The organism is Amycolatopsis australiensis, assembly GCF_900119165.1.
Taxonomy (GTDB): domain Bacteria; phylum Actinomycetota; class Actinomycetes; order Mycobacteriales; family Pseudonocardiaceae; genus Amycolatopsis; species Amycolatopsis australiensis.
This window is the reverse complement of record NZ_FPJG01000006.1, coordinates 2148870-2175019: the sequence shown is the minus strand read 5'-3', so window position 1 is coordinate 2175019 and position 26150 is coordinate 2148870. Positions and strand designations below refer to the sequence as shown.

Below are 26150 nucleotides of genomic sequence, written 5' to 3'. Positions count from 1 at the left end.
CCCTTGAAGTTGCAAGCTTCGGGCATGTTCACCGAAGCAGAGCTCGAGTACCTCGCCGGCCAGCCCCTCGGCCGGCTGGCGACGCAGCAGCCGAACGGAACCCTGCAGGTCAACCCGGTCGGCTTCCGGTACAACCCGGCGGAGAAGACGATCGACGTCACCGGCCACAACCTGAGCCGGAGCAAGAAGTTCCGCAACGTCGAGGCGAACGGCCGGGTGGCGTTCGTCGTGGACGACCTCCCGTCGACCGACCCGTGGCGCGTCCGCTGCCTGGAGATCCGCGGCCAAGCCGAAGCCCTGACCGGCGTGAACCTCCCGGACAACCACTTCGACGACGCCGTGATCCGGATCCACCCGAAGCGGATCCTGGCTTTCGGAGTCGAGGACTGGGACCGCGAACCCCTGGAGCTGGAGAAGAACATCCGCGACGTCTGACGGGCCGCGGCACGCTCAGCGGGCAGGCCAGAACTTCCGCCAGCCGTCGGCTTCCAGAGTCGTCGGCTCCAGTCCCGCCTCCCGTGCCGCCTGCTCGGCCGCCCGCACGTCCTCCGCGAACTGCTTCGCCACGGCCCGCAGCTCGCCTTCCGGGTCTATCCCCGCGCGCCGTGCCGTCGCCGCTATGCGGAACAACTGGGCTGCCGCGCCGGATTCCGCCGGGAACAGGTCCAGCGGGATGCCCGCGCGGCCGGAGCGCTGGCCCAGCTTGCCCGCCAGCGCCACCGCGGGCTGACCCAGCGCTACGCCGTCCACAATGGACTGGCGACGCTTTTCCTGCTGCTTCAGCTCTTCCCACCTGACGTTCTGGTGCTCGACGGTGTGCACCCGGTCGCCGTCGGCGAACACGTGCGGGTGCCGTCCGACCAGCTTCGCGACCAGCGCGGCCGCGACGTCGTCGATGTCGAACGGGTCGCCGGGGTCCTCGGCCGCGACGCGCGCGTGGAACAGCACCTGGAGCAGGACGTCGCCGAGCTCTTCGCGCAGCGCCTCGCGGTCGCCCGACTCGATCGCGTCCAGCAGCTCGTAGGTCTCCTCGACCAGGTACTGCCGCAGGGAGTCGTGGGTCTGGGCCGCGTCCCACGGGCAGCCGCCCGGCGAGCGCAGGCGGTCCATCACCTCGGCGGCCTCCACCAGCGGCGGCGCCGGCGTCTCGACGATCTCCGAACCGGTCGCGATGAGCAGCGACGCCGCCGGCTCGTCCCGCGACCCGGCGAGCAGCACGATGTCCTTGAGCGAAGGCGCCTCCGTCACCGCGGGGACCCCGAACACACTCGCGTCGATGTCCGTCGCCGCGTAGACCGCCGGCGAGTCACGGAGGATCTTCAGCGCCGCGGCGGGCAGCGTCGCCCCTCGGACGATTACGACGACACCCGTGCTCACTGCTGCGCGGGTGCGGCACCGCGCAAGGGCAGCACGGTGCCCTTCGTGGCGTCCTGGTTCGGCGCGAGGTTCATGCCCACAACATCCCACACGCCGTACCGGGGGTTGACGCGCAGCCCGGCACCGGCCAGGTAGGGCTGCAGGAGGCGGGTGCCGATCGAGGTCAGCTGCTGGTCGGTCGGCTGCTGCGCCTCCTGGTCGGCCGGGACGGCCTTGTCGGTCCCGCGGCTGTGGACGACGAAGACGTACCAGTCCGGCTTCGCCGGCATCCGCGCCTGGAACGCGACGACGCTGTTCGCCGCCGACCCGAAGAGCGGGGTCTGCGCCAGGGAGAGGTACTGCGCGGCGCCGAACAGCTCGGTCATGCCCGCGTCGGAGAACCCGCCGGGGCCGGGCATGCCGGTTTGCTGTGCCTGCTGCGCCTCCTGGCCCGCCTGCTGGATCGTGGCCTGGATCTTGGCCGGGTCGGCCGCGAACTGCTTCGCGAGGTCGAACGCGCGGGCGCGGGCCGCGGGGTCGGTCGCGCTGGTGGCGCTGATGCCGACGTAGTCCGCGCCGACGGACAGCTTCGGCAGGTACTTCCGCGCGAGCTGCATTTCGAGGACGACGTCGCTCGCCGTCTCGTTCCGGTCGCGCAGCTTCGAGACGATCTGCGTGACGGCGACCTGGTCGCCCTGCCCGGCGTCGGTGACCGGGGTGGTGTCTTCGCGCGCGGCGAGACCGGCGATCTTCGCCTGGTCGGCGACGAGGCCTTCCTGCTGCGCGGCGCGCAGCGTCAGCTCGTGCAGCACCGTCTGCCGGACGATCTCGCGGCCCAGCAGGTCGAGCTTGTGCTCACGGGCGAGCTTCTGCGCGTACGGCTGCTCGCGGACGGCCTGGTCGATCATCGACTGGACCTGGTCGAGGCTCACCGACCGGTCACCGACGATGACCGCGCTGCCGACCTGGCTCGGACCCGAACCGCACCCGGCGAGCAGAAGTGCACCGGCAACGACCGCGACCAGCGCGCGAGGGCGCCCCATGATCCGCATCACAGCGCATACCCTCTCACACCATCGCACCCGAAACGCAACACCCATCGGGTGCCGGCGGCGCTAATGTCGACTTATGGACCACTGGCTGACGATAGAGGTGTTCGACGGCGAGCATTCCGCGTCGCAGTGGCGCCTCGCCCGCGGTGACGCACTGACCGAAGCGGCGCTGACGAACGGCGCCGAGCAGTGGGTTTGGCACGAACACCGCTGGGGCGTGGTGCTGGAGATCGAGTTCGGGTCGGAGGACCGGCGCGACGCGTTCCGGCGGCTCCCGGTCGTGACGGCGGCGCTCGACGCGGTACCGGACCCGGTGCGGGGCCTGCTCGTGTACCCGGGCCGGGGCGGCGGCGCGGGTTGCCGCATGCCGCGCACGCCACGGCCGCTGCCGATGGCGGGCGCCGGAGCGGTCCCGGTGCCGGCCGAGTCGGTGCGGATGGGGCTGGCGGAGGCGTTGCCGCCGATGTTCAGCGAAGTCGGCTGAGGAGTTCCCGCCAGGTTGCCGCCGGGCGGCCGGGAGCGGCCTCGGCGCAGGCCGCTCCCGTCACACCGTCGCCGGCTTCTTCGTGAGCTGGACCAACAGCTTCGTGCACCAGTCGAGCAGCGCCTCGTCCCGCAGCGTCGGGGCGCCGATCCGGCCGCCCGCCGGGCCTTCCGTGGGCTTCGGTACCGAGACCGTGTTCGTCACCGCCTTGAACGTCGCCTTCGGGTACAGCCGCTTCAACCGGACCAGCTGCGAGTCCTGCAACGGCAGCGGCGCGAAGCGGATCGTGTTGCCCTGGACCGCCACCTCCGTCACGCCCGCCTCGCGGCACGTGTGCCGGAACCGCGCCACCGCCAGCAGGCGGTTGACCGGCGCCGGCGGCTGGCCGTAGCGGTCGATCAGCTCCTCGCGGACCGCGTCCAGGCCGTCCGTGTCCGGGGCCGCCGCGATCTTGCGGTACGCCTCCAGCCGCAGCCGCTCGCCCGGCACGTAGTCGTGCGGGATGTGGGCGTCGATCGGGAGGTCGACGCGGACCTCCGCCAGCTCCTCTTCCTCCGTCGGCTCCGCGCCCGCGTGCCGCCTGAACGCGTCGACCGCCTCGCCGACCAGCCGCACGTACAGGTCGAACCCGACGCCCGCGATGTGCCCGGACTGCTCGGCGCCGAGGATGTTCCCCGCCCCGCGGATCTCCAGGTCCTTCATCGCGACCGCCATGCCCGCGCCCAGCTCGGTGTTCTGGGCGATCGTCGCGAGCCGGTCGTGGGCCGTCTCCGTCAGCGGCACCTCCGGCGGGTACAGGAAGTACGCGTACCCGCGCTCGCGCCCACGCCCGACGCGGCCACGCAGCTGGTGCAGCTGCGCCAGGCCGAGCAGGTCACCGCGCTCGACCAGCAACGTGTTCGCGTTCGAGATGTCCAGGCCGGTTTCGACGATCGTGGTGCACACGAGCACGTCGTACTCGTTCTCCCAGAAGCCCTGGATGATCTTTTCGAGCTTCTCCTCGTTCATCTGCCCGTGCGCGGTGACGACCCGCGCCTCCGGCACCAGCTCCCGGATCCGCCGCGCCGCCTTCTCGATCGACGAGACGCGGTTGTGGACGTAGAAGACCTGGCCGTCACGCAGCAGCTCACGGCGGATGGCCGCGGCGACCTGCTTGTCGTCGTACGCGCCGACGTAGGTCAGGATCGGGTGCCGGTCCTCGGGCGGGGTCAGGATCGTCGACATCTCGCGGATGCCGGCCAGCGACATCTCCAGCGTGCGCGGGATCGGCGTCGCCGACATGGTCAGCACGTCGACGTGCGTGCGCAGCGCCTTGATGTGCTCCTTGTGCTCGACGCCGAACCGCTGCTCCTCGTCGACGATCACCAGGCCCAGGTCCTTGTAGCGGATGCCGGTCTGCAGCAGCCGGTGCGTGCCGATCACGATGTCGACCTCGCCGCCGGCGAGCTGCTCCAGGATGACGTCCGACTCCGTCTTGTTCGTGAACCGGGACAGGCCCTTGATCGTCACCGGGAACGACCGCATGCGCTCGGTGAACGTGTTCAGGTGCTGCTGGGCCAGCAGCGTCGTCGGGACGAGGACGGCGACCTGCTTGCCGTCCTGCACCGCCTTGAACGCGGCGCGCACGGCGATCTCCGTCTTGCCGTAGCCGACGTCACCGCAGATGACGCGGTCCATCGGGACGCCGCGTTCCATGTCGGCCTTGACCTCGTCGATGGCGGCGAGCTGGTCGTTGGTCTCGGTGAACGGGAAGGCGTCTTCCAGCTCGTGCTGCCACGGCGTGTCCGGGCCGAACGCGTGCCCGGGCGCGGCCTGGCGCGCGGCGTAGAGCTGCACGAGCTGGGCGGCGATCTCCTTGACCGCCTTCTTGGCCTTGGCCTTGGTGTTCTTCCAGTCGGAGCCGCCGAGCTTGTTGAGCGTGGGCAGCTCGCCGCCGACGTAGCGGGAGACCTCGTCGAGCTGGTCGGTGGGGACGAACAGCCGGTCACCCGGGTGGCCGCGCTTCGACGACGCGTACTCGAGCACGAGGTACTCGCGCGTCGCGCCGGCGACCGTCCGCTGGACCATCTCGACGAACCGGCCGATGCCGTGCTGGTCGTGCACGACGTAGTCGCCGGCCTTGAGCGCCAGCGGGTCGACGGCGTTGCGCCGCCGGGACGGCATCTTGGTGTTGAGGTCCTTTGTGGACGTTCCGGCGCCCGCGCCGCGGCCGGTCAGGTCGGCTTCGCTGAGCACGACCAGTGCGCGTTCCGGCGAGACGAAGCCGTCGGTGAGGCCACCGCAGGTGACCGTGACCATGCCGGGCGCCGGGATGCCGGTGAGGCCGTCACCCGCCTGGGTCGCCGGGACGTCGGCGCCCGTCAGCTGCTCGACCGCGCGCGACGCGGTGCCCTGACCGGCGACGACGAGCACCGCCGTGCCGCCCGCCGCGGTGTGGGCGCGCAGGTCCGTCATCGCGCGGTCCAGCTCGCCGCGGTACGACGGCGCGGCCTCGACCGAGACGCGGTAGACGTCGGGGTCTTCGCTGGTCAGCTGGGTGAGCGTCCACCACGGGCGCTTGGTGTCCTGCGCGTGCGAAGCGATCTCGTCGAGCGCGCGGTAGGCGGACGCGCCGAGGTCGATCGGCGCCTGGCCGCCCGCCGCGGCCGTCGTCCAGGAGGCTTCGAGGAACTCCTGGCCGGTGCGCACGAGGTCGGCGGCCCGCGCGCGGATCTTCTCCGGGTCGGTGAGCAGGACGTGGGCGCCGACCGGCATCGCGTCGGTCAGCAGCTCCAGCTCGCCTTCGCAGAGCACCGGGATGAGGGCCTCCATGCCCTCGACCGGGATGCCGTCGGCGAGCTTGGTGAGCATCTCGGCCAGGTGGGCGTCGGCTTCGTACGTCTTCGCCAGCTGCGCGGCCTTCTCCTTGACCGGCGGGGTGAGCAGCAGCTCGCGGCACGGCGGCGCGGTGACGCGCCGGATCTCGCCGGGCAGCGACCGCTGGTCGGAGACGGCGAACGCGCGGATCTCGCTGACCTCGTCGCCCCAGAACTCGATCCGGACCGGGTGCTGCGCGGTCGGGCCGAACAGGTCGAGGATGCCGCCACGGACGGCGAACTCGCCGCGTTTCTCGACCATGTCGACGCGGGTGTAGGCCAGCTCGACGAGCCGCTCGAGCAGCTCGTCGAACGGCTCCTCCACGCCGACGGCCAGCTCCACCGGCCGCAGCGAGCCGAGGCCGGGTGCCATGGGCTGGATCAGGCTGCGGACGGTCGCGACGACCACGCGCAGGTCGTCGTCGCCCGTCTTCAGCCGGTGCAGCACCTCCAGCCGCCGTCCGACGGTGTCGGCGCGCGGGGAGAGCCGCTCGTGCGGGAGGGTCTCCCAGGACGGGAAGTCGGCGACCTTGCCGTCGCCGAGCAGCGCGGTGAGCGCGGCGGTCAGCTCGTCGGCCTCGCGGCCGGTGGCGGTGACGGCGAGCACGGGCTTGCCGGCGCCGTCGTCCGACGCGAGGGCGGCGGCGACGAGCTGCCGGGCGGCGATCGGGCCCTGCAGCTCGAGCAGCGGCGCGCCGGCGCGCTCGACCACGCCGCGCAGGGCCGGGTCGGGAAGGATGGCGGTGAGGAGTCCGGACAGTGGAGCGTCGGTCACGGTCCCAGCCTACGTGCCACCCCCGACAAGTTTCCGGTCACGGCCGGTCACGGCCGGCCGCGCAGGAGGGCCGCCACCTCCGCCAGCCGCGGCAGCTGCTCGTCGAAGACCTTCGGGTCCGTGCTCGCGATCCGCAGCAGGACGTGCTCGGCGCCTTCGTAACGACGCAGCTGGGCCGCGACCTCCGCCGCCGAGCCCGTGACCTGCATCTGGATGCCCTGCACGAAGCTCGCCGGGCGGCCGTAGTTGGTCACGCAGTACTCCTCCAGCAGCACGCGCCCGCGCTCGGCGTCGTCCTCGACCAGAACCGTCGCGAACAGGGCCGGCGTGACCGGCCGGGACGCGAGGCCGCGGATCGTGGCCAGGCCCGACACGTAGTCGGCGGGGTCGGGCGGGTAGGGCAGCCAGCCGTCGTACAGCCTCCCGACGCGCTCCAGCGCTCCGGGCGTGTACGCCGCCAGCCACACCGGCGGGCCACCCGGGCGGTGCGGCGCCGGGAAGGACGGCAGCGAGTCGTAGTGCAGCACCGACCCGTGGAACGACGACGCGCCGCTCCACGCCGCCCGCCACAGCGCCACGATGTCGTCCAGGCGCGCCCGCCGCCGCTCCCACGGGACGCCCGCGAACGCGAACTCCGGCTCACTGCGGCCGGCGAACCCGGCGCCGACCGCCACCGTCAGCCGTCCGGCGCTCAGCAGGTCGAGCGACAGCAGCTGGTTCGCCGACAGCAGCGGGTTCCGCAGGGCCGGGAGCAGCGCGGACGTCCCCAAGGTCACCCGTGAGGTCCGCGCCGCGAAAGCGCCCAGAACGGTGAACGCGTCGAGCGGAGCGCGGGCCAGCGTGTCGCCCACCCACACCGAGTCGAGACCGAGGCGTTCGGCCTCGACGGCGGCGTCGACCAGCTCGGGCGCGGTCCGCCCGGCGTCGAGGATGGGCTGGTAGGTCGGTACGACCAGGCCGTAGTTCGTCATGCCGGAAGCCTCACCGGAGCGCGGTATGCCCTCAATTCCCCGGAGGGAATGGCCCGGCGGAGCAAGATGGAGCCGTGGACTTCGGAACGGCGCTCAAGGACTGGCGCACCCGGCGGCGGCTCAGCCAGCTCGACCTCGCCCTGCGCGCGGGGACGACGCAGCGGCACGTCAGCTTCATGGAAAGCGGCCGCTCGCTGCCCGGCCGCGGCATGGTGCTGCGCGTCGCCGAGTCGCTCGAACTGCCCCTGCGCGAGCGCAACGGCCTGCTCCACGCCGCCGGCTACGCACCGACGTACCCCGAAACCCGGCTGGACGACCCGGCGATCCGCCCGGTGCTCGACGGCCTGCGGCGGCTGCTCGACGGCCATCGTCCCTACCCCGCGATCGTCGTCGACCGCTACGGCATGCTCGTCGCGAAGAACGCCGCCTTCGGCCTGCTGACCGAGGGGGTCGCGCCCGAGCTGCTCCCGGAGCCCGTCGACACGCTGCGGCTCGCGCTGCACCCGCGCGGGATGGCGCCGCGCGTGCGCAACCTCGACGACTGGGCCCGGCACATCCTCGAACGCCTCCGCAACGACCTGGCCCGCACACCGGACGACCGGCTGGCCGCGCAGCTGGCCGAGCTGGAGGGCTACCTGCCACCGCAACGGCCGCCGGACGAGAGCCACCTCGGGTTCGCCGTCCCGGTCCGGCTGTCCACTTCGGTCGGTGAGCTGCGGCTGATCACGGCGATCACGACGTTCGCGACCGCCGCCGACGTCACGGTGTCGGAGCTGAAGCTGGAGACGTTCCTGCCCGCGGACGCCGAAACCGCGGAACGCCTTCAGAGCACCACCGCGGCCAGGTGACCCGCCAGCAGCTCCGCGCTCGCCCACAGCACCGCGGCGCACACGCTGCCCACAGCGAAGCGCGGGTACGGCATCGCCGCCGAGCCCGCCACGCGCGGCACCAGCGTCCGCAAGCCGACCAGGCACCGGCCCGCGACCACCGCCGGGACGCCGTACCGCGCGATCGCCGACTCCGCGCGCTGCCAGCGATCCCGGCCGACGCGGCGCGCCAGGCGCGGACCCCACCAGCGCCCTTCCCAGTACGCCAGCTGGTCGCCGGCTACCGCTGACAGGACCGCCACCGCCAGCGCGAGTCCCAGGTGGAGCGTTCCCCGCTCGGCGAGGAAACCCATGAGCAGCAACGTGGACAACGTCGGCAGCACGATTCCCGGCAGCAACGCCGTCTCCGCCATGATGACGGCGGCACAGAACAGGTAGACGGCCGGCGGGGGCGCGTCAAGCAGTGGCCGCAGCAGGCTGTCCATGCCTCGTCCTCCCCACCGCCACCGGCAGCGCCGCGCGGTAGACGAACGCGGGTGGCAGGTTCCGCCAGACGATCGGAGTGCGCTCCACGACGGCGAAACGGCTTCGCAGCGAAGCGGCGAAGCGACGCGCGGGCGGGGTCCAGGCCGCGTGGGCGTACGCGAACGTCGTGAAGCGGCCGTTCGGGGCCAGTGCCGCCGTGACCGCGTCGAGGATGCGCCGCTGCCGGTCCGCGGCCATGGCGGTCCACGGCAGACCCGAGACGACGACGTCGACGCCGTTCAGCGCGAGGTGTTCCGCCGAGCCGGTGACGACGTCGACCTGCGGAAAGCGCTCACTCAGCGCGGCGGCGAAACGCGGGTTGATCTCGACGGCGGTCAGGCGCGCTTCGGGGCGAAGCAGCGTGAGGACCGCTTCGGTGAACACGCCGGTGCCCGGCCCCAGCTCGGCGACGCGGGCCGCGCGTTCCAGGCCGAGGCCCGCGGTCATCGTTTCGGCCAGCCGCGGCGAGCTCGGCGCGATCGCGCCCGTCAGCACGGGGTGGCGGAAGAACTCCCTGGTGATCGACATGCTGCCGACGCTAGGAACAGCGGGAGTCACCGCGAATCCGTCGGATCGACCGGTCTCGTCCTCCCAAGGGAGGACCCGATCGGGCCGAAGGGATGACGACCGGGGCCGGGTCCCGGCGTTACGTTCGGTGGCATGGAGCGACTCGTCGTGTGGGTACGCAGGCACCGGTGGACGGTGGACCTGCCGCTGTACGCCGTGTTCGTGTTCCTCGCGCCGAACTGGGCCGGGCAGGGTTCGTGGGCGGTGCGGGCGATCCCGATGCTGTTCCTGCTGCCGTTGCTCGTGCGCCGCCGGTTCCCGCGCACGGTGGCGGTGCTGATCCTCGCCGGCGCGCTCGTCACGTACACCAACGAAATCTGGGCCTACGACCGCGGCCGCGCGGAGCTGGGCATGGCGGTCGTCCTGTTCAACCTCGTGCAGCGCGGCGACCGCCGGTTCGGCGCGCTGACCGCGGCGGCGATCCTCGGGCTGGACCTGATGTGGGGGGTCAGCTGGGGCCCGTTCACCGACAACCCGACCCTCACGGTCGTCGGCATCATGCCGATCCACCTCGCGGCGTGGACGCTCGGCGAGTTCTTCCGCGCCAAGGCGCAGCTGACCGCGGAGGAGGACAGGCGCACCGAGGCACAGGCCCGCGCGGCGGTGGCGGAGGAGCGCGCCCGGATCGCCCGCGAACTGCACGACGTCCTGGCGCACAGCATCAGCGTGATCGTGCTGAACGCCGAGGGCGCGAAGCTGGCCCGGCACCGCGACCCGGAGGCGGTGGACCGCACGCTGGACACGATCGGCCGCACGGGCCGCGACGCGCTGGCGGAGCTGCGGCGGCTCCTCGAAGTACTGCACGCCGGCCAGGGGGCGCGCAGTCCCCAGCCGACGGTGGCCGAACTGCGCGGGCTGGTCGAGCAGTGCGGCCGTCCTGTCACGCTCGAAGTGACCGGCGACCCCACGGGCCTGCCCGCGAGCGCGGCGCTGCAGGCGTACCGGATCGTCCAGGAGGCACTGACCAACATGATCAAGCACGCCCCGGCCGACGCGACGGGCCGAGTCGAAGTCGCCTTCGCACCGGAGAAGATCCGCATAGAGGTGACGAACACGGGCGGCCGAGCATCCCCCGCGGCGGCACTGCCGTCATCGGGACGCGGGCTGCCGGGAATGCGCCAGCGAGTGGAGATGTACCACGGCCAGCTGGCGACGGGCCCTCTGCCGGACGGCGGCTATCGCGTGGGCGCGAGCCTGGTGGTGCGGCCATGACCACCTGGGCACTGGCGGCCCTGCTGCCGCACGGCGGGTACCGCGCGGCACGAGCCCGGCGGCGTGGCCACGACCGCCCGAGCACCGGCGGCGGGGCTCCTGCCGGACGGCGGCTACCAAGCGGCCACGAACCGAAGGCCGCCCCGCCCCCGGACTACGGCTACCGCGCGGCACGCGCCCCGCGATGCAACCACAACCACCCGAGCACCAGCAGCCGAGCCCCTGCCGAACAACGGAAACCAAGCAGCCACCAGCCTGGCGATACATCGGCGACCACCCGCACACCGGCGCCGGGTCCGCCCCCGAACGGCGGCTACCGCGCAACACGAGCCCGGCGGCGTAGCCACGACCACCCGAGTACCGGCGGCCGGGTCCCCGCCGAAGGGCGGCTACCAAGCGAGCGCGAGCCTGGCGGTGCAGCCATGACTGCCCGAGTGCCAGCGGCCGCCCCGTCCTCGGCCAGCGGGCACCGCGCGGCACGAGCCCGGCGGTGTGGCCACGACCACCCGAGCACCGGTAGCCGGGCCCCCGCCGGACGGCGGAACCAAGCGGCCGCGAACGTGGCGGTGCGCTCATGACCACCTGGGTACTGGCGACCCCGCCCCCGGGCGGCTACCGACCGAGCGCGAGCTTGGTGGTCCGTCCATGACCACCCGCGTCCTCCTCTGCGACGACCAGGAACTGGTCCGCGTCGGGCTCCGGATGATCGTCGAAAGCCAGGACGACCTCGTCGTCGCGGCCGAAGCCGTCAACGGCGAGGAAGCCGTCGCCAAGGCCCGGGAACTCCGGCCGGACCTCGTGCTGATGGACGTCCGGATGCCGGTGCTCGACGGCGTCGCCGCCACCGGGCGGATCTGCGCCCAGCTGCCCGACGTGCGCGTCCTGATCATCACCACCTTCGACCTCGACGAGTACGCCTATGCCGCGCTGCGCGCCGGTGCCAGTGGGTTCCTGGTCAAGGATGCGCCGTCGGACGAGATGCTCGTCGCGATCCGCGGGGTGCTTCGCGGCGACTCCATGGTCTCGCCCTCGGTCACGCGGCGGCTGCTCGACCGCTACCTCGCCGACGACCGCGACCCCGTCGACGTCGCGAAGCTCGGCGTCCTCACCGAGCGGGAGAAGGACGTGCTGGGGCTCGTCGCCCGCGGCCTCTCGAACAGCGAGATCGCCGCGAAGCTGTACATCGGCGAGACGACGGTGAAGACGCACGTCGGACGCATCCTCGGGAAGCTGCGGCTGCGCGACCGGGTGCACGCGGTCGTGTTCGCCTACGAGTCCGGGCTGGTGCGTCCAGGTTCGTGATAACTCCCTATTTATCCATTTGCGAGGTGACTATAGAGTCGTTTACATGAATATATACAAGTCCGAAGCCGGCGCACGCCTCCTACGTGAGCGGTACCTCGAAGCACTGGCCGCCTGGCCCGTCGCCCACGAACGGCTGCGGATACCAACAGCCGAAGGCGAGACGTTCGCCCTGGCCTCCGGGCCGGAAAGCGCGCCACCGCTGGTGCTGCTGCACGGCTCCGGCAGCAACTCGGCCGAGTGGGCGCCGCGCATCGCGTCGCTGGCGGAGCGATTCCGGGTGTACGCCGTCGACGTCATCGGGGAACCGGGACTCAGCGCCGAGACGCGTCCACCACTCAAGAGCGATCGGTACGCCCTGTGGCTCGACGCCGTGCTCGACCACGTCGGCGTGACGCGGGCCGCCTTCCTGGGCTCGTCGCTCGGCGGCTGGCTCGCGCTGGACTACGCGACCCGGCGGCCCGGGCGCGTCGCCGCGCTGGCCCTGCGGTGCCCCGCCGGTCTCGGCCCGATGAAGAAAGGCTTCGCCGTCAAGGCCGTCCTGCTCACGCTGCTCGGCGAGCGGGGACGACGGCGGGCCATGGCCGGCGCGCTGGGCGAGCCGCTGTCGTCGCCGGTCGTGGCGCACCAGCTCGTCGTGGCCGCGCACTACCGGTACCGCGGCGGGCCCCCGGTCTTCGGCGACGCCGCGCTGGCCCGGCTGACCATGCCGGTGTACGCCGTCGCCGGGGCCGAAGACGCCATGGTCGGCTCCGCGCCGACGAAACGGCGTCTCGAAGCCGCCGGCGCCCGGGTCGACGTGCTTCCCGGCACCGGCCACTACTTCACGGCTTCACCCGAACTGGCGTTCCTGACGGAGGTGACGGCGAACGGCGATTTCACCACTTGATGGGAAGATGAGCCGTATGCGGTGTGTGCTGGGTCTCATCGGTGCGCTGTCCCTGCTGGTCGCGGCCTGCACGGGCGCGTCGAGCGCGCCGGTCCAGAGCGTCCCGGCCGCGGCGACCCCGGCCGCGCCGAGCGGGAAGTTCAAGGTCGAGACGGTGACCGCCGGCCTGCAGCACGGCTGGGACGTCGGCTTCCTGCCCGACGGCGGCATCCTCGTGCCGCAGCGGCCCGGCAAGCTCGCGCTGGTCCGCGGTGGCAAGGCGACCGACGTGCGCGCCGACTTCTCCGACGTCCTCGTGCAAGGCGAAGGCGGGCTGCTCGGCATGGTCGTCAGCCCCGACTTCACGACCAGCCGCGAGTTCATCACCTGCCAGGACCACCAGGAGGACGGCAAGGCCGTCGACATCCGGCTGGTGACGTGGAAGCTGGCCGCGGACGGCACCAGCGCCACCAAGGTCAAGAACCTGCTCACCGGCCTGCCGGTGAACCCGAGCGGCCGCCACTCCGGCTGCCGCCCGACGTTCGCGCCGGACGGCGCGCTGCTGGTCGGCACCGGCGACACCGCTCGCGCGAGCGTCGCGCAGGACCGGCACTCCCTCGGCGGCAAGGTGCTGCGGCTGGACGCGAAGACCGGCGAACCGTTGCCGGACAACCCGTTCATCACGTCCTCGGACCCGCACGAGCGGCTGGTCTACACGTACGGGCACCGCAACGTCCAGGGCGTGGCGATCCGGCCGGGCAGCGGCCAGGTGATCACCACCGAGCACGGGCCCGCCTTCGACGACGAGGTCAACCTCCTCAAGCCCGGCGGCAACTACGGCTGGGACCCGTCGAAGGGCGGCACGGACTCCAGCTACGACGAGAGCGTGCCGATGACGGACCTCAAGCGGTTCCCGGACGCGGTCAGTCCACTGTGGACGTCCGGGAAGATCACCGAGGCGATCAGCGGCGACGCCTTCCTGACCGGGTCGCAGTGGGGCAAGGACGACGGCGCGCTCGTCGTGGTCGCGCTGAAGGGCCAGAAGCTGCTGCTCTACCACCTGGACCCGGCGGGCAAGGTCCTCGACGTCTCGCTGCCGCCGGAGTTCGACGACAAGTTCGGCCGGCTGCGGGCCGTCCGCAGCGGACCGGACGGCGCGCTGTACGTGACGACGTCCGACGGGACCGACGACAAGCTGCTGAAGGTCACCCCCGGCTGATCATGGGAAAAGCACGGCCGCGGCGTGCCGTGGGCACTTCCCGCCGGGGCGCCCGATCGCGGACCATGGTGGACGGCAAGACACCGACGCGTGTTGAACGCGGTCCGAAGAGCGTCTTCCCGCGGCAGCACCGCGCCGGTCCCCGGCCGCCATCGCCGACCTGGCGGCCGGGGACCGGCCTCCACCGACCGGCCTCCACCGACCGGCCACAGTGGACCGCTCGGGCGGCCACCTGCCCGGCGGCCGCCGCCATGCCTAAGATCGGGGACATGACCGAGATCGACCCCGCCACGTCCGCGCTCGTGCTGATCGACCTGCAGCAGCGGATCTTGGCCCTGCCGACCACGCCGTACCGCGGCGAAGAAGTCCTCGCGAACGCGCTGCGGCTGCGGAAGGCGTTCCGCGCGGCCGGCGCGCCCGTGGTGGTCGTGCAGGTGTCGCGGCCGGACAACCCGCCGGGCAGCGAGCTGGCGTTCGACCCGGAGGACGACAAGGTCGTCACCAAGTACACGATCGGCGGGTTCGCCGGCACCGGCCTGGACGAGTACCTGCGCGGCCAGGGCGTCCGCACGGTGTACTTCGGCGGCATCGCGACCGAATTCGGCGTCGAGTCGACGCTCCGCGCGGCCGCCGACCACGGCTACGACACGGTCGCGGTGTCGGACGCGATGACAGCACTCTCCGACCTCTCGCACGAGAACGCGATCACGAAGATCTTCCCGCGGCTCGGCACCGTCGTGACCACGGAAGAAGTCCTGGCGGCACTGGCGTGATCGACAAGGTCGCCTGGATCCACGTCGTCGACGGCCGCGTCCTGGTCGCCCGGTCCCGCGGCAAGGACAAGTTCTACCTCCCGGGCGGCAAGCGCGAGCCGGGCGAGACGGACGCCGAGACGCTCGTCCGGGAGATCCGCGAGGAGCTCGCCGTGGAGATCACGCCGTCGACGATCCGGCCGGCGGGCACGTTCGAAGGCCAGGCACACGGGAAGGCCGAAGGCACGCTCGTCCGCACGGCCGCCTATTCGGCGGAGTACCGGGGGACGCTCGAGGCGAGCAGCGAGATCGAAGAGATCGCGTGGCTCGGGTACGCGGACCGGCCGCGGGTCTCGCTGGTGGCACAGCTGATCTTCGACCACCTGCACGACGCCGGCCGGCTCCCCTAGGCGAGACGCAGCTTCGGCTTGTGCTCCAAGTGGGACAACCCGTTCCAGGCCAGGTTGACCAGGTGCGCCGCGACCTCGTCGCGCTTCGGCTTGCGGGCGTCCAGCCACCACTGGCCGGTCAGCGCGACCATGCCCACCAGCGCCTGCGCGTACAGCGCCGCCAGCTTCTCGTCGTAGCCGCGGGCCGCGAACTGCTGCGCGAGGATGTGCTCCACCTGGCTGGCGATGTCGTTGAGCACCGTCGAAAACGTGCCCGTGGAGCTGGCCACCGGGGAGTCGCGGACCAGGATCCGGAAGCCGTCGTGGGAATCCTCGACGTACGACAGCAACGCCGTCGCCGCCTGTTCGAGCATCGCGCGCGGGTGGCCGCCGTGCAGCGTCGAGACCATGCGGTCCAGCAGCAGCTGCGTTTCGCGGTCCACGACCACCGCGTAGATGCCCTCTTTGCCGCCGAAGTGCTCGTACACCACGGGTTTCGACACATTCGCCCGGTGCGCGATCTCCTCGATCGACGTGCCGTCGAAGCCCTTTTCGGCGAACAACGCCCGCGCCACGTTGAGCAGCTGCCGGCGCCGCTCGGTGCCGGTCATCCGGACCCGCGTCACCGGGGCGGCCGGACGCGCCCCGGTGACCTGCTCACGCTTCGAACGTCGTCTCCCCGACATTCGAGCAGCGTAGTTGACTACGCCTTTTCGGTGGCGATACGGGCCAGCCGCTGGGGGGTCGGCCAGCGGACGTCGTGCACCCAGCCGAACTTCTCGAAGATCCAGATCAGCCGCGCCGAGATGTCGATCTGGCCGCGCTTGACGCCGTGGCGGGCCGACGTCGGGTCGGCGTGGTGCAGGTTGTGCCACGACTCGCCGAAGGAGAAGATCGCCAGCGGCCAGAAGTTCGCCGACTTGTCGCGCGCGGCGAACGGGCGCTCGCCGATCATGTGGCAGATCGAGTTGACCGACCAGGTCACGTGGTGCAGCACGCAGATGCGCACCAGCCCGGCCCAGAAGAACGCCGTCACCGCGCCCCACAGCGACCACGAGATCAGGCCGCCGAGCACGGCCGGCAGCAGCAGGCTGACCAGCGCCCACAGCCAGAACAGCTCGTCGACCTTCTTGATCGCCGGGTCCTTGACCAGGTCGGGCGCGAAGCGCTCGGCGTTGGTCTGGTCACGCTCGAACAGCCAGCCCATGTGCGCGTGCCAGAAACCCTTGGCGATGGCCCACGGCGAGGTGCCGAACGCCCACGGCGAGTGCGGGTCGCCGTCGCGGTCGGAGAACGCGTGGTGGCGGCGGTGATCGGCGACCCAGGTGATCACCGGGCCCTGCAGGGCGATGCTGCCCGCGATGGCCATGAACACGCGCAGCCACTGCTTGGCCTTGAACGAGCCGTGCGTGAAGTAGCGGTGGTACGACACGGTGATGCCGAGCCCGCTGACCGCGTAGAACACGACGAAGATGCCGACGTCGACCCAGCTCAGTCCCCAGCCCCAGGCGAACGGCACGGCCACCAGCAGGGCGACCAGCGGCGCGATCACGCCGAAGTAGACCGACAGCTGCACGCCGATGCCGCGCGTGCCGTCGATGACAGGTTTGGGCCCCTTGGGGGCCGGCGGCTCCCCGGTTGGCTGCGAACGGTCGAGCGTGGCCGTCATACGCTTCACTTCTTCCTACACGGGCGCCCTTGACGAAGGGTGACCTAACCTACGATGCCGTAAGTTACGGTACAGGAGGTTCGGGCGGCTGGGGAGTGCCCGATTCCACACCTGGGGTACCCGGCGCACCGGCCCCTAATGCATCCCCCGCGCGGACGACACCCGATCGTCGCTATCCTGACCAGGTTCGATCCGCCGTAGTGTAATCGGCAGCACTTCAGATTTTGGTTCTGACAGTTCAGGTTCGAATCCTGGCGGCGGAGCAGCAGAAGGACCCCGAACCCACGACACCGGGAGGTTGGCGCTGACCGACGAGGCGACCGACCCGGGGGCGGCCAGGCGGCCCGCGCTGGCCGAGATGTCCGACGCCTGGCTCGTCGGGCGCGCGCGGGAGCTGATCGCCCTGGTCCAGCGGGCGGAGTACACCCAGCAGCTGCAGATCGTCGGGCAGATGGACGAGCTGCTCGACGAGACCCAGCGCCGCGGCGAGCCGACGATGATCGCGCAGCTGCTGCGCGCGTCCGCGATCGCCCGGCTGATCACCCGCGGCCTGGCCGCGGAGGCCGAGCCGCGGCTCGACGAGATGCTCGCGCACACCCGCCGCCACGGCCTCGCGCTGCTGCGGGCCGACGCGCACGCGCTGCGCGGCCGCCGGCTGGTGATCGCCGCGCAGGAGGACCCGGCGCTCACCGAGATCGCCCGCGCGCTGGCCATCCTCGACGACTCCGCCATCCCGAACCGCCAGGTCGGCATCCGCGCCTGGAACCGGATGCTGTGGTCGACGCTGAACGACTGCTGGATCGTGCTGAACCAGCTGGGCGTGTACGAGGCCGCCGAGGAGGTCATCGGCCGGGCCGCCGCCGCGATCCGGGAGAGCGCCAGCCCGCACGAGATCACGCTGCAGCTGATGAACCGGGTCAAGATGCTGCTCGGCTGGGGCCTGCGGCTGGAACGCATCGACGAGTACGACGAGAGCGCCGAGAAGTTCCGGACGGCCGCGTCCATGGCCGTCGCCGCCGAAGGGCCGTTCACCGAGTCGCTGTTCCCGCGGAAGGCGAACGTCCCGGCCGTCGACCAGGTCGGCGTGCTGGCCGCGGCGCAGGCGCTGCACAGCCCCAGCGCCGACCAGATCGACCGGCTCCGGCAGCTGCACGAAGGCACCGGCTACCCCGGCGAACGCGAGATCGTCGCCATCGCGCTGGCCCGCTGCCTGGACAAGGCCGGCCGTCGCGGTGAGGCGCTCGACGTGCTGCGCGGCGCCCGCGAGTCGCTGACCGACGACACCTCGCAGCCGTCCATGCGGCTGAACATCGCGCGCGAGCTGGCCCGGCTCGACACGAGCCCGGACTACGCGTCCGGCGCCAGCGAGTCGCTGATCGACTACGCGCGGCGGCTCGAGATCGAGATGTGGAGCCTGCGCGAGTCGCAGATCGCCACCCTGAACGCCCGCCGCGAGCACGAACGGCTGTCCGCCGAGCACGGCGCGATCACCCAGCAGGCGCTGCAGGACCCGCTCACCGGCCTGCCGAACCGGCGCGCGCTCGACGAGAAGCTGCGCCAGCTGGCTTCGTCGGCCGACGCGCAGCCTCTCGCGGTCGCCCTGGTGGACCTCGACGGCTTCAAGGGCGTCAACGACAAGCAGTCGCACGCCGAGGGCGACAACGTGCTGCGCGTCGTCGCGAGCACGCTTCGCGACGCCCTGCGCGGAGACGACCTCGTGGCCCGCTACGGCGGCGACGAGTTCATCGTCCTGCTCCCGGGCACTCCGGCGTCGGCGGCGAAGATGGCGCTCGGCCGCGCCGTCAAGTCGGTCGCGAACCTGCCGCACCACCTCTCGCACGGCGTCACGCTGTCGATCGGGCTCGTGTCGCTGCGGCCGCAGGAGCGTGGCGAGCAGGTCCTCGCCCGCGCGGACGCGGCCATGTACCAGGCGAAACGCGGCGGCGGCAACCAGGTCGCGTCGGCCAACTCGATGGCCGCCGATCCGGCGGCCGCGTGGGCGGGCGAGTCCCCTCCGACCGACCCGGCGTGGGAGACCGAAGAGCCCGGTTAGGATCGGTGCCCGACAGAAGCCACCCTTGGCAACCGTTGGGAGCGTCGTTGACCGGCCCGCTGAGCACGTTGATCCTCGCCGCGGGTGAAGGCACCCGCATGCGTTCCTCCACCCCCAAGGTGCTGCACCCCATCGCCGGGCGGCCCCTGGTGGAGCACGCCGTCCGGGCCGCCGCCGGCCTGGGCCCGGAACACCTCGTCGTGGTGATCGGCCACGGCCGCGAGCTGGTCGGCGAGCGCCTCGCGCGGATCGGGGACGCCCTCGGCCGCCCGGTCGGCACCGCCGTGCAGGCCGAGCAGAAGGGCACCGGCCACGCCGTGTCGTGCGCGCTGGCCACCCTGCCGCCGGACCTCACCGGCACCGTGATCGTCAGCTACGGCGACGTCCCGCTGCTCGACACGACGACGCTGCGCGCCCTGCTCGAGGAGCACACCGACGCGAAGAACGCCGTCACCGTGCTCACCTCCGTGGTCGCCGACCCGACCGGCTACGGCCGCATCGTGCGCGACCCGGCGGGCAAGGTCACCGGCATCGTCGAGCACAAGGACGCCACCCCCGAGCAGGCGGAGATCACCGAGATCAACTCGGGCGTCTACGCCTTCGACGCCGCAGTGCTGCGCGACGGCCTTTCGCGCCTTTCGACGGACAATGCGCAGGGCGAGCTCTACCTCACCGACGTCCTGGGCATCGCGAACGCCGACGGGCTGCACGTCGGCGCGCTGGTCGTCGACGACCCGTGGCTGACCGAAGGGGTCAACGACCGCGTCCAGCTGTCAGCCCTCGGCGCCGAGCTGAACCGCCGGATCGTGCAGCGCTGGCAGCGCGCGGGCGTCACCGTCGTCGACCCGGCCACGACCTGGATCGACGCCGGCGTGACGCTGGCCCGTGACGTCGTCATCGAGCCCGGCGTGCAGCTCAAGGGCACGACGTCGGTCGGCGAAGGCAGCACGGTCGGGCCGGACAGCACCCTGACGAACGTGCAGATCGGCGCGGGCGCGTCGGTCGTCCGCGTGCACGGTTCGGACTCCGAGCTGGGCGACGGCGTCAACGTCGGCCCGTTCACCTACCTGCGGCCCGGTACCAAGCTGGGCGAAAAGGGCAAGCTGGGCGCGTTCGTCGAGACGAAGTCGGCCGACATCGGCGCGGGCACGAAGGTGCCGCACCTGACCTACGTCGGCGACGCCACCATCGGTGAGCACAGCAACATCGGCTGCTCCAGCGTCTTCGTGAACTATGACGGGGTGAACAAGCACCGGACCGTTATCGGCTCCCATGTCCGGTTGGGTGCCGACAACACCTTCGTCGCCCCGGTGCACATCGGTGACGGCGCTTACAGTGGGGCAGGTGCCGTGATCCGCGAGGACGTCCCGCCGGGCACACTCGCGGTGTCGGCGCCGCCGCAGCGCAACATCGAAGGCTGGGCGATCCGGCGCCGGCCGGGTACGCCCGCGGCGGAGGCGGCCCAGGCCGCGCTCGACGCCGAGTCAGCAGCAGGAACCGACGGGGAGTCGCCAGCATGAGTCCGAAGTCAGGTACGCCGAAGAAGAACTTGATGCTCTTCTCCGGACGGGCCCACCGGGAGCTCGCCGAAGAGGTCGCCGAGCACCTCAACGTGACGATCACCCCGCAGACGGCGCACACGTTCGCCAACGGCGAGCTGTTCGTCCGGTTCGAGGAGTCCGTCCGCGGCACCGACGCCTTCGTCATCCAGGCGCACACCACGCCCATCAACGAGTACGTGATGGAGCAGCTGATCATGGTGGACGCCCTCAAGCGGGCGAGCGCCAAACGGATCACCGTGGTGATGCCGTTCTACCCGTACGCGCGCCAGGACAAGAAGCACAAGGGCCGCGAGCCGATCTCGGCGCGGCTGATCGCGGACCTGTTCAAGACCGCGGGCGCCGACCGGATCATGACCGTCGACCTGCACACCGCGCAGATCCAGGGCTTCTTCGACGGCCCGGTCGACCACCTGATGGCCCAGACCGTGCTGGCCGACCACATCAAGGCCACCTACGGCGACGCGGACATCACCGTCGTCTCCCCGGACTCGGGCCGCGTGCGGCTGGCCGAGAAGTGGGCGCAGCAGCTGGGCGACCGGCCGATCGCGTTCATCCACAAGACGCGGGACCCGGACAAGCCCAACCAGGCCGTCGCCAACCGCGTGGTCGGCAAGGTCGAGGGCAAGCTCTGCGTCCTGATCGACGACATGATCGACACCGGCGGCACGATCGTGAAGGCCACCGAGGCCCTGATCGACGAAGGAGCGGCCGACGTCGTCATCGCGACGACCCACGGCATCCTGTCCGACCCGGCCACGCAGCGGCTCTCGGCCTGCAAGGCGCGCGAGGTCATCGTGACGAACTCGCTGCCGATCCCGGAGGAGAAGCGCTTCCCGGGCCTGACGGTGCTGTCGATCGCGCCGATGCTGGCCGAAGCCATCCAGCAGGTCTTCGAGGACGGCTCGGTCACGTCCCTCTTCGACGGCAACGCCTGAGATTCCCTTCCGCCGGGCGCGAAACCCCGCGCCCGGCGGGGGTGTCCGGGGCTAACGTCCGATCATGGGGAACTTCAAGTTCGGCGTCAGCCTCCGCGAAATCGGCAGCCGCGAGGCGTGGATCGCCAAGTGCCGCCGGGCCGAAGAACTCGGCTACGACGTCATCACCGTGCCCGACCACCTCGGCACCGGCCGCTTCGCGCCGTTCCCGGTGCTGGCCATGGCCGCCGCCGTCACCGAACGGCCGCGGCTCGGGACGCTCGTGTCCAACGTGCCCTTCTACAACCTCGCGCTCTTCGCGCGGGAAGCGTCCTCGACCGCCGCGCTGCTCGACGGCCGCCTGGACCTGGGCCTCGGCGCGGGACACATGAAGAGCGAGTTCGACAACGCCGGGCTGCCGTGGCAGAAGGCGGCCGACCGGATCGGCTACCTCAAAGAAAGCCTCGGCTACCTGCGGAAACACTTCGAGGACGAAGGCATCGGCCACCCGCGGCTGCTCATCGCGGGCAACAGCGACGGGGTCCTGGAACTGGCCGCCGAGCACGCGGACGTCGTCGGGTTCGGCGGGCTCCGGCAGCAGCCCGGCAAGCCGCCGGGCACCTTCAAGCTCGACAACGCCGAGGCGATGGACCAGCGCGTCGCGTACGTCCGGGCGCACCTGGGCGACCGCGAAGCCGAGTACAACATGCTGGTCCAGCACGTCGAGATCACCGACGACCGCGAGAAGGCCGCCGCGCACTGGCACGAGCTGACCGAGCGCAGCGCGGTCGCGGACGCCCGGGAACTCCTCGACGCGCCGCAGCTGTTGCTGGGCACGGTCGAGGAGATCGCCGGGCAGCTGGTGGCGCGGCGCGAGCGGTACGGCTTCAGCTACATCACGGTGTTCGAGCCGGTCCTCGAAACGTTCGCGCCGGTGATCCGCGAGCTTCGGTAAGCGAGGCCCCGCCTCGGGCCGGGGGCTCCGCCACCCGGACGCCGAAAAAGCTTAGTAAGCCACGGTGAAGCGCGCGCGGCGGTGCTTCGGCTGCTCGATCTCGTCGACGTAGGCGATCGCGTAGTCGTCGCCGCCGATGAACGACCTGCCGTTCTCGTCGGTCAGCAGGATGTCGCCGCCGAGGCGGAACTGGCCGGTGCGCTCGCCGGGCACCCAGGCACCGAACTCGGCGGCCGGGCTGACGTAGAACCAGTCGAGGTCCTCGGGCTGCTCGCGCAGCAGGTCGAGGACCTCGGCGTGGCTGCCGGCCTCCTCCTTGTACTCCGCCGGGAACTCCGGCGTGTCGAACAGCCGCGGGCCGCCTTCGGCGACGAGCAGGCTCGACGCGCCGCCGACGAACGACAGCCGGACCCCGTGCTCACGCGCGATCCGCACCAGCGACGGCACGGCGTCGACCAGCTTCTTGCCGTCGATCGCGCGGGCCGGCGTCGCGACCACGAACACGTCGGCGTCCTTCGCCAGGTCCGCCACGAACGCTTCGTCGTGCAGCGAGCCCTGCCGCTCGTCGACGCCCTCAGGCACCGCGCCGGCGTTGCGTGCGACGCCGACCACCTCGTGCCCGCGCCGCAGCGCCTCGGCGCCGATCTTGCCCCCGGCGTACCCGGTGGCTCCGAAAATCACCAGCTTGGCCATGTCCTGCTCCCGTTCGAGTCGGCTGTGTGCAGCCGATGCTAGGAACGGAAGATCACCTACTTCAACGGAAGCAACGCACCCCGGGGTAGGTGTCCAGCTCAGCCGCCCAGGCCCGCGAACTCGGCCGCGACCTTCTCCTTCACGGCGTTCGCGTCGAGCGCCGCGCGGACCTCCGCGGTCGCGTTCGGCTTGGACAGCACCTGGTAGCTGGCCGTGCGGTTGGGCAGCTTGAACTTGACCGCGCAGGAGAGCTTGATCGTCGCGTACGGCTCGGCGTCACCGGCCGCCGTGCACGTCTGCGCGCCGAGCGACTCCGCGCTCACCTCGACCGACAGCGTGATGTGGACGACGCTCTTGCCGCCCGAGGCCGGCGAGCCGACCACGCTGTTGGAGACGTCGACCGTCGTCATACAGGAGCCGACGAAGTCCTTGCAGTCGAGGTTGTCGTTCGTGACGACGGCGCTGGCCTGCACCAGCGCCTCGAACGGCTGGCCCAGCCCGCCGACGGCGGTGTCGAGATCGGCGTGGAACGCCTTCAGCGCGTCGCCGGTCAGCGGGGCGACCTGGAACTCGGCACCGAACTTGGGCCCGGCCTGCGGGTCGAGCAGCGCCGGGGCGAAGCTGACGACCCGGTTCGGCTTGGCCGTGGTGACGCGCAGGACGCTCGGCGCGGTACCGAGCTCGTAGGCTTCGGTACCGTCCGGCAGCTTCACCGTGACCGGGTCACTCAGCCGGTCGAGACCGGCCAGTGCCTTGCGCAGCCCGTCGGCGAGGGCCTGCGGGGCGAACCGGGCGGCCGGGTCGAAGGGCAGCTCGGTGCCGAGCGAGCGCACCCAGCTCGTGCCGAACTGCGTGCCCTCGTCGATGGCGTGCGCCTTCCAGTAGTCCGCGTCGGCCTGCAGGTAGAACTGGCCGGCGGCCGCCGTCACCTGGATGACGCGGCCGTCCAGCGGCAGCGCCCCGACGGCGGTGCCGCCGCGGGTGACCCGGAACTGCTGCTCGGCGCCGTTGGTCGTCGCTTTCAGGGCGAGCGCGGGCGCCTGGCCCAGCGCGGTGAGGGCCGCGTCGACCGCGTCGCGCTGCTGGGCCCGCCGGTCGGCCGTCTGCCGGCCGGCGACCGAGACCCCGGCCGTGCCGGGGACCGCCACCTGGCACCCGGCCAGCAGCCCGCCCAGCAGCAGCACCGCCGCCGCGATGCCCCGTCGAGCCCGCATCTGTCGCCCCTGCTCTTCCGCTGCGTCCGAGCACACCTCGGCCGGTGGAGTCCCGCCACCGGATTTGTGTCGTCACGCACCGGGGTTCAGGAGGGTTCTAGCCTGGGCCGGGCACCCGCCGCAACCCACCGTGATGAGGTTGGTTTACACTTTTGAGGTTGTCTCGGCGAGGCGGGGCCCTTCTGGGGTGCCCGGCGTGATCGACGCGGCGGCTCGAGTAGCCCCCGTCGTCGTGCACGCCCGGAAACTCGCCGCCGAAACCGCCCGTACACCGTTGCCACAAAGCGACCGGCTCCCCCGCCGCTGCATGCTGTTCTTGATCTGAAGGAGTGCCACACCGTGTCCGAGGTACGTCTGTCCGTCGAGCCGCGCACCGAGTTCGGCAAGGGCGCCGCGCGCCGCACGCGTCGCGCCGGCAAGATCCCCGCCGTGCTCTACGGCCACGGCTCGGACCCGCGGCACTTCGCGCTGCCGGCCATCGAGTTCGCCCGCGTCGTCCGCGAGAACGGCTCCAACGCCGTCATCACCCTGGACCTGGAGGGCACCAGCGAGCTGGCGCTGACCAAGACCATCGTGGTGCACCCGCTGAAGAACTACATCGAGCACGTCGACCTGCTGGTCGTCAAGCGCGGCGAGAAGGTCACCGTCGACATCCCCGTCGTCGTGTCCGGCACCCCCGGCCCCGGCGGCCTGGTCAACCAGGACGTCGACACGCTGCAGATCGAGGTCGAGGCGCTGCACATCCCCGAGCAGGTCGAGGTCTCGATCGAGGGCGCCGAGGTCGGCACCCAGATCCTCGCCGGCCAGATCGAGCTGCCGAAGGGCGCCACCCTGGTCACCGACCCCGAGTCGCTGGTCGTGGCGGTCAACGAGCCGCAGCGTGAAGAGGGCGGCGACGAGGCCGAGGCCGGCGAGAGCGAAGAGTCCGCCGAAGCGGCCGAATAATCCGCCTTCCTCCCTCGGCGGAGGAGTTTCGCTCCGCTGTTACCTTTTCCGCATGACCGAAGACGTGCCCGGGGCCGGCGAGCTGGTATTGCTCGCCGGCCTCGGCAATCCCGGACCCCAGTACGCCGGAAACCGGCACAACGTCGGTTTCATGGTCTTGGACGAGCTGGCCGCGCGGATGGGCGGCAAGTTCAAGGCGCACAAGACCGGCGGCGAGGTCCTCGAAGGCCGGCTGGCCGGCTGCCGCGTCGTGCTGGTGAAGCCGCGGTCGTACATGAACCTCTCCGGCGGCCCGGTGGCCGGCGCGGCGAAGTTCTACAAGGTGCCGCCGTCCGGCGTGGTCGTGGTGCACGACGAGCTGGACGTCGACTTCGGGGCGCTGAAGCTGAAGTTCGGCGGCGGCGACAACGGCCACAACGGACTCCGGTCGATCACGAAGTCGCTGGGCACCCGCGACTATTACCGGGTCCGGTTCGGCATCGGCCGCCCGCCCGGCAGGCAGGACCCGGCCGACTTCGTGCTGAAGGACTTTTCGACGGTCGAGCGCAAGGAGCTCCCGTTCGAGGTGGATCGGTGCGCGGACGCGACCGAGGCGCTGATCGGCACCGGTCTCGCGGCCGCGCAGAACGCCTTCCATGCGGGCTGAGATCGGTGGCAAGGTGAGGCCATGACCCCCGACGACGTCCGGGCGATCGCGTTCGGCAGACCCCGGTTCGGCCGGCGCGGCTACAACGAGGACGAGGTCGACGCGTTCCTCGACCTGATCGCCGAGGCCCTTTCCGGCCGCAACATCCTCACCCCCGACGACATCCACTACGTCGAGTTCACGATCATGCCGGTCGGCATGCGCAGCTACGACCAGGCCCAGGTCGACCTGTTCCTGGACGAGGCCGAGGCGGCGCTGGTGGAGCTGCGGAACCCGCGCCCGCCGGCCGAGCAGCCGCGGCCGCAGGGCCCGCGGAAGTGGTTCGGCCGCGGCTAACGACGGTGT

Annotated in this window: 26 protein-coding genes and 1 tRNA gene; 17 read left to right on the top strand and 10 right to left on the bottom strand. The window is 71.6% G+C overall.

Annotation, left to right across the window (positions count from 1 at the left end; all coding sequences use genetic code 11):
• Window positions 1–24: 24 nt before the first annotated feature.
• Window positions 25–435 (top strand): PPOX class F420-dependent oxidoreductase, encoded by a 411-nt coding sequence (locus BT341_RS11715; protein ID WP_072476316.1) that lies wholly within the window; start codon window positions 25–27, stop codon window positions 433–435.
• 15 nt (window positions 436–450) lie between these two features.
• On the opposite strand, the gene BT341_RS11710 is transcribed toward BT341_RS11715, so the two are convergent.
• Both BT341_RS11710 and BT341_RS11705 read right to left on the bottom strand, forming a co-directional pair.
• Entirely contained in the window at window positions 451–1377 is a 927-nt protein-coding gene (locus BT341_RS11710; protein WP_072476315.1) for a nucleoside triphosphate pyrophosphohydrolase, read from the bottom strand.
• On the bottom strand, window positions 1374–2399 hold the full coding sequence (locus tag BT341_RS11705) for a hypothetical protein (protein WP_342750205.1): 1026 nt from the start codon (window positions 2397–2399) through the stop codon (window positions 1374–1376). Before BT341_RS11705 ends, BT341_RS11710 begins: the two co-directional genes overlap by 4 nt.
• Window positions 2400–2484: 85 nt before the next feature.
• Between BT341_RS11705 and BT341_RS11700 the strand changes: the two genes are divergently transcribed.
• Window positions 2485–2892, top strand: coding sequence for a hypothetical protein (locus BT341_RS11700; protein WP_072476313.1), 408 nt, complete (start codon window positions 2485–2487; stop codon window positions 2890–2892).
• A 60-nt stretch (window positions 2893–2952) separates the two neighbouring features.
• Here BT341_RS11700 and mfd read toward each other — a convergent pair whose 3' ends face one another.
• Window positions 2953–6507, bottom strand: coding sequence for a transcription-repair coupling factor (gene mfd, locus BT341_RS11695; protein WP_143168876.1), 3555 nt, complete (start codon window positions 6505–6507; stop codon window positions 2953–2955).
• A gap of 62 nt (window positions 6508–6569) precedes the next feature.
• Window positions 6570–7493 carry an LLM class flavin-dependent oxidoreductase gene (locus BT341_RS11690; protein WP_072476311.1) on the bottom strand — a complete coding sequence of 308 codons (924 nt, stop codon included), beginning with the start codon at window positions 7491–7493 and terminating at the stop codon, window positions 6570–6572.
• Between the two features lie 74 nt (window positions 7494–7567).
• Between BT341_RS11690 and BT341_RS11685 the strand changes: the two genes are divergently transcribed.
• Complete coding sequence (locus BT341_RS11685; RefSeq protein ID WP_072476310.1) at window positions 7568–8341, top strand: helix-turn-helix transcriptional regulator; 774 nt, start codon at window positions 7568–7570, stop codon at window positions 8339–8341.
• Here the strand turns inward: BT341_RS11685 and BT341_RS11680 are convergent.
• Together BT341_RS11680 and BT341_RS11675 are read right to left on the bottom strand one after the other, a co-directional pair.
• The gene (locus tag BT341_RS11680) at window positions 8317–8805 is read right to left on the bottom strand and encodes a DedA family protein (protein WP_072476309.1); all 489 of its coding nucleotides are present in this window, start codon (window positions 8803–8805) and stop codon (window positions 8317–8319) included. The genes BT341_RS11685 and BT341_RS11680 overlap by 25 nt on opposite strands.
• On the bottom strand, window positions 8777–9373 hold the full coding sequence (locus BT341_RS11675; protein WP_072476308.1) for a class I SAM-dependent methyltransferase: 597 nt from the start codon (window positions 9371–9373) through the stop codon (window positions 8777–8779). Before BT341_RS11675 ends, BT341_RS11680 begins: the two co-directional genes overlap by 29 nt.
• 132 nt (window positions 9374–9505) lie before the next feature.
• On the opposite strand from BT341_RS11675, the gene BT341_RS11670 reads away from it, so the two are divergent.
• The 6 genes from BT341_RS11670 (at window position 9506) to BT341_RS11645 (ending at window position 15175) form a co-directional block, all read left to right on the top strand.
• On the top strand, window positions 9506–10624 hold the full coding sequence (locus BT341_RS11670) for a sensor histidine kinase (RefSeq protein WP_072476307.1): 1119 nt from the start codon (window positions 9506–9508) through the stop codon (window positions 10622–10624).
• A gap of 645 nt (window positions 10625–11269) precedes the next feature.
• On the top strand, window positions 11270–11926 hold the full coding sequence (locus BT341_RS11665) for a response regulator (RefSeq protein ID WP_072476306.1): 657 nt from the start codon (window positions 11270–11272) through the stop codon (window positions 11924–11926).
• Between the two features lie 46 nt (window positions 11927–11972).
• Window positions 11973–12815 carry an alpha/beta fold hydrolase gene (locus BT341_RS11660; RefSeq protein WP_072476305.1) on the top strand — a complete coding sequence of 281 codons (843 nt, stop codon included), beginning with the start codon at window positions 11973–11975 and terminating at the stop codon, window positions 12813–12815.
• Window positions 12816–12831: 16 nt separating this feature from the next.
• A complete protein-coding gene (locus BT341_RS11655) occupies window positions 12832–14013 on the top strand; it encodes a PQQ-dependent sugar dehydrogenase (protein ID WP_072476304.1) in 1182 nt (393 codons plus the stop codon).
• 269 nt (window positions 14014–14282) lie between these two features.
• Window positions 14283–14786: an isochorismatase family protein gene (locus BT341_RS11650; RefSeq protein ID WP_072476303.1), complete on the top strand. Its 504-nt coding sequence runs from the start codon at window positions 14283–14285 to the stop codon at window positions 14784–14786.
• Complete coding sequence (locus tag BT341_RS11645; RefSeq protein WP_072476302.1) at window positions 14783–15175, top strand: NUDIX hydrolase; 393 nt, start codon at window positions 14783–14785, stop codon at window positions 15173–15175. Before BT341_RS11650 ends, BT341_RS11645 begins: the two co-directional genes overlap by 4 nt.
• Here the strand turns inward: BT341_RS11645 and BT341_RS11640 are convergent.
• Together BT341_RS11640 and BT341_RS11635 are read right to left on the bottom strand one after the other, a co-directional pair.
• Complete coding sequence (locus BT341_RS11640) at window positions 15172–15765, bottom strand: TetR/AcrR family transcriptional regulator (protein WP_072476301.1); 594 nt, start codon at window positions 15763–15765, stop codon at window positions 15172–15174. The two genes, BT341_RS11645 and BT341_RS11640, sit on opposite strands and share 4 nt — an antisense overlap.
• 92 nt (window positions 15766–15857) lie before the next feature.
• On the bottom strand, window positions 15858–16823 hold the full coding sequence (locus BT341_RS11635) for an acyl-CoA desaturase (RefSeq protein ID WP_072476300.1): 966 nt from the start codon (window positions 16821–16823) through the stop codon (window positions 15858–15860).
• A 191-nt stretch (window positions 16824–17014) separates the two neighbouring features.
• Here BT341_RS11635 and BT341_RS11630 point away from each other — a divergent pair.
• The 5 genes from BT341_RS11630 (at window position 17015) to BT341_RS11610 (ending at window position 22307) form a co-directional block, all read left to right on the top strand.
• A tRNA-Gln gene (locus BT341_RS11630) sits at window positions 17015–17086 on the top strand.
• 35 nt (window positions 17087–17121) lie between these two features.
• Window positions 17122–18876, top strand: a complete 1755-nt coding sequence (locus BT341_RS11625) for a GGDEF domain-containing protein (RefSeq protein ID WP_072476299.1) — start codon at window positions 17122–17124, stop codon at window positions 18874–18876.
• A gap of 47 nt (window positions 18877–18923) precedes the next feature.
• Window positions 18924–20396: a bifunctional UDP-N-acetylglucosamine diphosphorylase/glucosamine-1-phosphate N-acetyltransferase GlmU gene (gene glmU / locus BT341_RS11620; RefSeq protein WP_072476298.1), complete on the top strand. Its 1473-nt coding sequence runs from the start codon at window positions 18924–18926 to the stop codon at window positions 20394–20396.
• Window positions 20393–21373, top strand: a complete 981-nt coding sequence (locus tag BT341_RS11615) for a ribose-phosphate diphosphokinase (protein WP_072476297.1) — start codon at window positions 20393–20395, stop codon at window positions 21371–21373. The genes glmU and BT341_RS11615 overlap by 4 nt, the downstream gene beginning before the upstream one ends.
• Window positions 21374–21437: 64 nt before the next feature.
• Window positions 21438–22307 carry a TIGR03621 family F420-dependent LLM class oxidoreductase gene (locus BT341_RS11610; RefSeq protein WP_072476296.1) on the top strand — a complete coding sequence of 290 codons (870 nt, stop codon included), beginning with the start codon at window positions 21438–21440 and terminating at the stop codon, window positions 22305–22307.
• 51 nt (window positions 22308–22358) lie between these two features.
• Here BT341_RS11610 and BT341_RS11605 read toward each other — a convergent pair whose 3' ends face one another.
• The gene (locus BT341_RS11605) at window positions 22359–23000 is read right to left on the bottom strand and encodes an NAD(P)-dependent oxidoreductase (protein WP_072476295.1); all 642 of its coding nucleotides are present in this window, start codon (window positions 22998–23000) and stop codon (window positions 22359–22361) included.
• A gap of 98 nt (window positions 23001–23098) precedes the next feature.
• The gene (locus BT341_RS11600) at window positions 23099–24214 is read right to left on the bottom strand and encodes a hypothetical protein (protein WP_072476294.1); all 1116 of its coding nucleotides are present in this window, start codon (window positions 24212–24214) and stop codon (window positions 23099–23101) included.
• A gap of 339 nt (window positions 24215–24553) precedes the next feature.
• Between BT341_RS11600 and BT341_RS11595 the strand changes: the two genes are divergently transcribed.
• From BT341_RS11595 to BT341_RS47265, 3 genes are read left to right on the top strand one after another with little or no spacing between them, the layout of a single operon-like run.
• Window positions 24554–25159 (top strand): 50S ribosomal protein L25/general stress protein Ctc, encoded by a 606-nt coding sequence (locus BT341_RS11595; protein ID WP_072476293.1) that lies wholly within the window; start codon window positions 24554–24556, stop codon window positions 25157–25159.
• Window positions 25160–25211: 52 nt separating this feature from the next.
• The gene (gene pth / locus BT341_RS11590; RefSeq protein ID WP_072476292.1) at window positions 25212–25805 is read left to right on the top strand and encodes an aminoacyl-tRNA hydrolase; all 594 of its coding nucleotides are present in this window, start codon (window positions 25212–25214) and stop codon (window positions 25803–25805) included.
• A 21-nt stretch (window positions 25806–25826) separates the two neighbouring features.
• On the top strand, window positions 25827–26141 hold the full coding sequence (locus BT341_RS47265; RefSeq protein ID WP_072476291.1) for a DivIVA domain-containing protein: 315 nt from the start codon (window positions 25827–25829) through the stop codon (window positions 26139–26141).
• Window positions 26142–26150 lie beyond the last annotated feature (9 nt).

Excerpts from the sequence above, each read along its gene's own strand:
- BT341_RS11715 (WP_072476316.1), top strand. The coding sequence starts at position 25 with ATGTTCACCGAAGCAGAGCTCGAGTACCTCGCCGGCCAGCCCCTCGGC.
- BT341_RS11705 (WP_342750205.1), bottom strand. The coding sequence starts at position 2,399 with ATGGGGCGCCCTCGCGCGCTGGTCGCGGTCGTTGCCGGTGCACTTCTG.
- BT341_RS11700 (WP_072476313.1), top strand. The coding sequence starts at position 2,485 with ATGGACCACTGGCTGACGATAGAGGTGTTCGACGGCGAGCATTCCGCG.
- BT341_RS11690 (WP_072476311.1), bottom strand. The coding sequence starts at position 7,493 with ATGACGAACTACGGCCTGGTCGTACCGACCTACCAGCCCATCCTCGAC.
- BT341_RS11680 (WP_072476309.1), bottom strand. The coding sequence starts at position 8,805 with ATGGACAGCCTGCTGCGGCCACTGCTTGACGCGCCCCCGCCGGCCGTC.
- BT341_RS11675 (WP_072476308.1), bottom strand. The coding sequence starts at position 9,373 with ATGTCGATCACCAGGGAGTTCTTCCGCCACCCCGTGCTGACGGGCGCG.
- BT341_RS11670 (WP_072476307.1), top strand. The coding sequence starts at position 9,506 with ATGGAGCGACTCGTCGTGTGGGTACGCAGGCACCGGTGGACGGTGGAC.
- BT341_RS11665 (WP_072476306.1), top strand. The coding sequence starts at position 11,270 with ATGACCACCCGCGTCCTCCTCTGCGACGACCAGGAACTGGTCCGCGTC.
- BT341_RS11660 (WP_072476305.1), top strand. The coding sequence starts at position 11,973 with ATGAATATATACAAGTCCGAAGCCGGCGCACGCCTCCTACGTGAGCGG.
- BT341_RS11655 (WP_072476304.1), top strand. The coding sequence starts at position 12,832 with ATGCGGTGTGTGCTGGGTCTCATCGGTGCGCTGTCCCTGCTGGTCGCG.
- BT341_RS11650 (WP_072476303.1), top strand. The coding sequence starts at position 14,283 with ATGACCGAGATCGACCCCGCCACGTCCGCGCTCGTGCTGATCGACCTG.
- BT341_RS11640 (WP_072476301.1), bottom strand. The coding sequence starts at position 15,765 with ATGACCGGCACCGAGCGGCGCCGGCAGCTGCTCAACGTGGCGCGGGCG.
- BT341_RS11635 (WP_072476300.1), bottom strand. The coding sequence starts at position 16,823 with ATGACGGCCACGCTCGACCGTTCGCAGCCAACCGGGGAGCCGCCGGCC.
- BT341_RS11615 (WP_072476297.1), top strand. The coding sequence starts at position 20,393 with ATGAGTCCGAAGTCAGGTACGCCGAAGAAGAACTTGATGCTCTTCTCC.
- BT341_RS11610 (WP_072476296.1), top strand. The coding sequence starts at position 21,438 with ATGGGGAACTTCAAGTTCGGCGTCAGCCTCCGCGAAATCGGCAGCCGC.
- BT341_RS11605 (WP_072476295.1), bottom strand. The coding sequence starts at position 23,000 with ATGGCCAAGCTGGTGATTTTCGGAGCCACCGGGTACGCCGGGGGCAAG.
- BT341_RS11600 (WP_072476294.1), bottom strand. The coding sequence starts at position 24,214 with ATGCGGGCTCGACGGGGCATCGCGGCGGCGGTGCTGCTGCTGGGCGGG.
- pth (WP_072476292.1), top strand. The coding sequence starts at position 25,212 with ATGACCGAAGACGTGCCCGGGGCCGGCGAGCTGGTATTGCTCGCCGGC.
- BT341_RS47265 (WP_072476291.1), top strand. The coding sequence starts at position 25,827 with ATGACCCCCGACGACGTCCGGGCGATCGCGTTCGGCAGACCCCGGTTC.